The organism is Kineococcus glutinatus (assembly GCF_039542765.1).
Classification (GTDB): domain Bacteria; phylum Actinomycetota; class Actinomycetes; order Actinomycetales; family Kineococcaceae; genus Kineococcus_A; species Kineococcus_A glutinatus.
On sequence record NZ_BAABIL010000339.1, the window covers coordinates 1 to 4,387 of the forward strand.

Sequence of the window (4,387 nt, forward strand, 5' to 3'; positions counted from 1 at the left end):
GCGGCCGGCGCGGCGGCCGCCGCGCGCTTGCGGCCGGCGGGGGCGGCCTTCTTCGCGGGGGCGGCCTTCTTCGCCGGTGCGGCCTGGGCGGCGGCCGGGGCGGAGAGCACGTCCTGCAGGTCGTCCCAGGAGACGCTCACCGGCGGGCGCGTGGTCGAGGGGTTCCACTGCAGGCCGTTGCTGCTGATGGTGAGGACGCCGTAGCGGCGGCCGTTCTTCTTGACCGGGACCTCCAGGTCGACGCCGCCGACGGCGAGTTCGGACGCGACCTTGAGAGCGACGTCGTGCGTTGCCATGCTGCACTCCGAGTGGGACGTGGTGGTGGGACTAAACGGTGAGGCGCTGCGGTGGCTCGAGCGCGGAGCGGTGTTCCGCACCCGGTGTTCCGCCGGTTCTGGGGAAGGATCCCCCGAAAACCACGGCCCGAGCGGACATCGTAACCAGAGAAAGCGGAAAACGGGAATCGACCGTGCAATTCTGCGGCAACTCCCGCCGGGAACCACCCGTTCGCGGGAGGGGGAGTTCACCCGGGAGTGGCGACACGCACGGTCAGCAATGGTCCGCGCACGCGCGAGCAGCGGCGGAACGGGTCCGCGAAGTACGCTGCGAACGCTGCCGGTACCTCGTCAGGGGCGGCCCGCGAAAGGCGGACCGGCGAGCGGCCGGGCGCTCGGGAGGACAACGCCGATGGAGTCGCACACCGTCCGCACGCACCGCTCGGCCGACGGCCCGCCCGCCGAGGAGCAGCTGGCCTGGAAGTTGGCGCGCGTGGCCACCGATCCCGTGGAGGTCGAGGCCGACGTCGCGGAGATGATCGGCAACCGGGTCATCGACAACGCGGCCGTCGCGGCCGCCTCCCTCGCGCGACACCCGGTGGTGTCCGCGCGGGCGCAGGCGCGCGCCCACCCCGCCGACCCGGGCGCCACCGTGTTCGGCCTGCCCGCGGGCGAGCGCACCTCCGCCGAGTGGGCCGCCTGGGCCAACGGCGTGGCGGTGCGCGAACTCGACTTCCACGACACGTTCCTCGCGGCGGACTACTCCCACCCCGGGGACAACATCCCCCCGGTGCTCGCCGTGGCGCAGCACACCGGGCGCAGCGGCCGCGACCTCGTGCGCGCGCTCGCCACCGCCTACGAGGTGCAGATCGACCTCGTGCGCGGCATCTGCCTGCACGAGCACAAGATCGACCACATCGCCCACCTCGGCCCGTCGGCGGCCGCGGGTATCGGGACCCTCCTCGGCCTGGACGCCGGCACGGTGTTCCAGGCCGTCGGGCAGGCGCTGCACACGACGACCACGACGCGGCAGTCGCGCAAGGGCGAGATCTCCTCGTGGAAGGCGTACGCCCCCGCCTTCGCCGGCAAGGTGGCCGTGGAGGCGGTCGACCGGGCGATGCGGGGTGAAACGTCGCCGGCGCCGATCTACGAGGGGGAGGACGGCGTCATCGCCCGGCTGCTGTCCGGTCCCGGCCACGTCTACACCGTGCCGCTGCCCGCGCCGGGCGAACCCAAGCGGGCGATCCTCGACTCCTACACCAAGGAGCACTCCGCGGAGTACCAGTCGCAGGCCCTCATCGACCTCGCCCGCCGGATGCGCGAGCGGGTCCCGGACACCTCCCGCGTGGTGGACGTCGTCATCCGCACGAGCCACCACACCCACCACGTCATCGGCACGGGATCGGGCGACCCGCAGAAGATGGACCCCACCGCCAGCCGGGAGACGCTGGACCACTCCGTCCCCTACATCTTCGCCGTGGCGCTGCAGGACGGGCGCTGGCACCACGTGGACTCCTACCTGCCCGAGCGCGCGCAGCGGCCCGACACCGTCGCGCTGTGGCAGCGGATCCGCACCGAGGAGGATCCGGGGTGGACCCGCCGGTACCACTCCACGGACCCGGCGGAGAAGGCGTTCGGCGGCCGCGTCACCATCACCCTCGACGACGGAACCGTCGTCGAGGACGAGATCGCCGTGGCCGACGCCCACCCGCTCGGCGCCCGCCCCTTCGCCCGGCCGCAGTACGTGGAGAAGTTCCGGGCCCTCGCCGAGGGCGTCGTGGAGCCCGCCGAGCAGGACCGGTTCCTCGCCACCGTCGAGGAGCTGCCGGACCTGCCCGCCGGTCAGCTGCACCGGCTCACCGTCGAGGTGCCCGCGGAGCGGCTCGGCGACCCCGCGGACACCGGCAGGGGGATCTTCTGATGCTGGGTTCCGCCACGTCCGCCACCGCCAAGCGCGCCGCCTTCCGCGCCGGGCTCGCCTCCGGGCGGCTGCTGCGCATGCCCGGTGCGTTCTCCCCGCTCGTCGCCCGCCTCGTGGAGGAGACCGGGTTCGACGGGGTGTACGTCTCCGGCGCCGTCCTGTCCGCCGACCTCGCGCTGCCGGACATCGGCCTGACGACGCTGACGGAGGTCGCCGGCCGCGGCGGGGCCATCGCCGGTGCGACGTCCCTGCCGTCGCTGCTCGACACCGACACCGGGTTCGGCGAGCCGCTCAACGCCGCGCGCACGGTGCGCGTCGCCGAGGACGCCGGGCTGTCCGGGATGCACCTGGAGGACCAGGTGAACCCCAAGCGCTGCGGCCACCTCGACGGCAAGCAGGTGGTGGACGTCCCGACGATGCTGGGACGGCTGCGCGCCGCGGTGAGCGCCCGCCGCGACCCGGACTTCGTCGTCTGCGCCCGCACCGACGCGCGCGGCGTGGAGGGCCTGCGGGCGGCGATCGACCGGGCGAAGGCGTACGCCGACGCGGGCGCTGACATGATCTTCGCGGAGGCGCTGGCCGACGAGTCGGAGTTCGAGGCGTTCCGCGCCGCCGTCGACGTCCCGCTGCTGGCGAACATGACGGAGTTCGGCAGGTCGAAGCTGCTGAGCGCGGCGGCGCTGGAGCAGCTCGGCGTCAACGTCGTCATCTACCCCGTCACCACCCTGCGCATCGCGATGGGGGCGGTGGAGGCGGGCCTGCGGACGCTGGCCGCCGAGGGCACCCAGGAGGGCCTCGTGCCGGCGATGCAGACCCGGGGGCGGCTCTACGAGCTCGTCGACTACGCCTCCTACGCGCAGTTCGACTCCGCGATCCACGACTTCACCCTCACCGCCGCGCAGGGCGGGCGGGACGCGCAGGACGGGTCGGAGGGGGAGCGGTGAGCGGCGCACCGGCCGGGCAGGAGGTCCGCAAGGGCCTGGCGGGGGTGGTCGTGGACACCACGGCCGTCTCCGAGGTGGTCCCGGAGACGAACTCGCTGACGTACCGGGGCTACCCCGTGCAGGAACTGGCCACCTCCTGCCGCACCGAGGAGGTGGCGCACCTGCTGTGGCACGGCGAGCTGCCGGACGCCGCGGCCCTCGCGGCGCTGCAGGAGGCCGAACGCGCGCAGCGGGCGCTGGAACCCGCGGTGCGCGCCGCGCTGGAGGCGCTGCCGCCCTCGTGCCACCCGATGGACGTCCTGCGCACCGCCGTCAGCGTCCTCGGTGCCCGCGACCCGCGCGCGGAGCGGCACGACCCCGACGCGGAGCTGGCCAAGGCGCTGTCGCTGTTCGCGCGGCTGCCCGCCGTCCTGGCGTGGGACGTGCGCCGCCGCCGCGGGCAGGACCCCGTCGAGCCGGACCCGGCGCTCGGCTACGCGGAGAACCTGCTGCACATGTGCTTCGGCGAGGTGCCCGACGCCGGCTCCGTCCGGGCGTTCGAGACGTCCCTCGTGCTCTACGCCGAGCACTCCTTCAACGCCTCGACGTTCGCCGCGAGGGTCGTCACCTCGACCCTCGCGGACCTGCACAGCGCCGTGACGGCCGCCGTCGGCGCGCTCAAGGGGCCCCTGCACGGCGGGGCGAACGAGGCCGTCATGCACGCCATGCTGGAGATCGGCGAGCCGGAGCGGGCCGGGGCGTGGCTGCGGGCGGAGCTGGCGGCGGGGCGCAGGGTCATGGGGTTCGGCCACCGCGTCTACCGCAACGGCGACTCCCGGGTGCCCACCATGGAGGCCGCCTTCCGCGAGGTCGCCGCCGCCCGGGGCGGGCAGCGGTGGGTGGGCATCTACGAGGAACTGGCGCGGGTGATGCTCGAGGAGAAGGGCATCCACCCGAACCTCGACTTCCCCGCCGGGCCCACGTACCACCTGCTCGGCTTCGACACCGCCGCGTTCACGCCCCTGTTCGCGCTCAGCCGGGTCGCGGGGTGGACGGCGCACGTCGTGGAGCAGCGCAGGTCCAACGCCCTCATCCGGCCGCTCAGCAGCTACGTGGGCCCGCCCCAGCGCAGCGTCCCCGCGCGCTGAGACCGCGCGCCGAGACCGCGCGCCGAGGCCGTGCGCGCGAGGAGCCCCGGCCGGTGTGGCCGGGGCTCCTCCTGCCTGCGGCGTGCGGGGCGGGGCGCGCCGGCGGCGTGCGGGCGGGAG

General features: G+C 74.6%; 3 protein-coding genes and 1 pseudogene. 3 read left to right on the plus strand and 1 reads right to left on the minus strand.

The window, feature by feature from the left end; genetic code table 11:
• Nucleotides 1-296: pseudogene (locus tag ABEB16_RS13080) on the minus strand (Lsr2 family DNA-binding protein); the annotation flags it as partial.
• Between the two features lie 391 nt (nucleotides 297-687).
• Between ABEB16_RS13080 and ABEB16_RS13085 the strand changes: the two are divergent.
• From ABEB16_RS13085 to ABEB16_RS13095, 3 genes are read left to right on the plus strand one after another with little or no spacing between them, the layout of a single operon-like run.
• Nucleotides 688-2,196, plus strand: a complete 1,509-nt coding sequence (locus tag ABEB16_RS13085; protein ID WP_345712687.1) for an MmgE/PrpD family protein — start codon at nucleotides 688-690, stop codon at nucleotides 2,194-2,196.
• Nucleotides 2,196-3,140 carry a methylisocitrate lyase gene (gene prpB, locus ABEB16_RS13090; protein WP_345712688.1) on the plus strand — a complete coding sequence of 315 codons (945 nt, stop codon included), beginning with the start codon at nucleotides 2,196-2,198 and terminating at the stop codon, nucleotides 3,138-3,140. The genes ABEB16_RS13085 and prpB overlap by 1 nt, the downstream gene beginning before the upstream one ends.
• Nucleotides 3,137-4,267, plus strand: a complete 1,131-nt coding sequence (locus tag ABEB16_RS13095) for a bifunctional 2-methylcitrate synthase/citrate synthase (protein WP_345712689.1) — start codon at nucleotides 3,137-3,139, stop codon at nucleotides 4,265-4,267. The genes prpB and ABEB16_RS13095 overlap by 4 nt, the downstream gene beginning before the upstream one ends.
• The last annotated feature ends 120 nt before the right edge of the window (nucleotides 4,268-4,387 follow it).

Excerpts from the sequence above, each read along its gene's own strand:
- ABEB16_RS13085 (WP_345712687.1), top strand. The coding sequence starts at position 688 with ATGGAGTCGCACACCGTCCGCACGCACCGCTCGGCCGACGGCCCGCCC.
- prpB (WP_345712688.1), top strand. The coding sequence starts at position 2,196 with ATGCTGGGTTCCGCCACGTCCGCCACCGCCAAGCGCGCCGCCTTCCGC.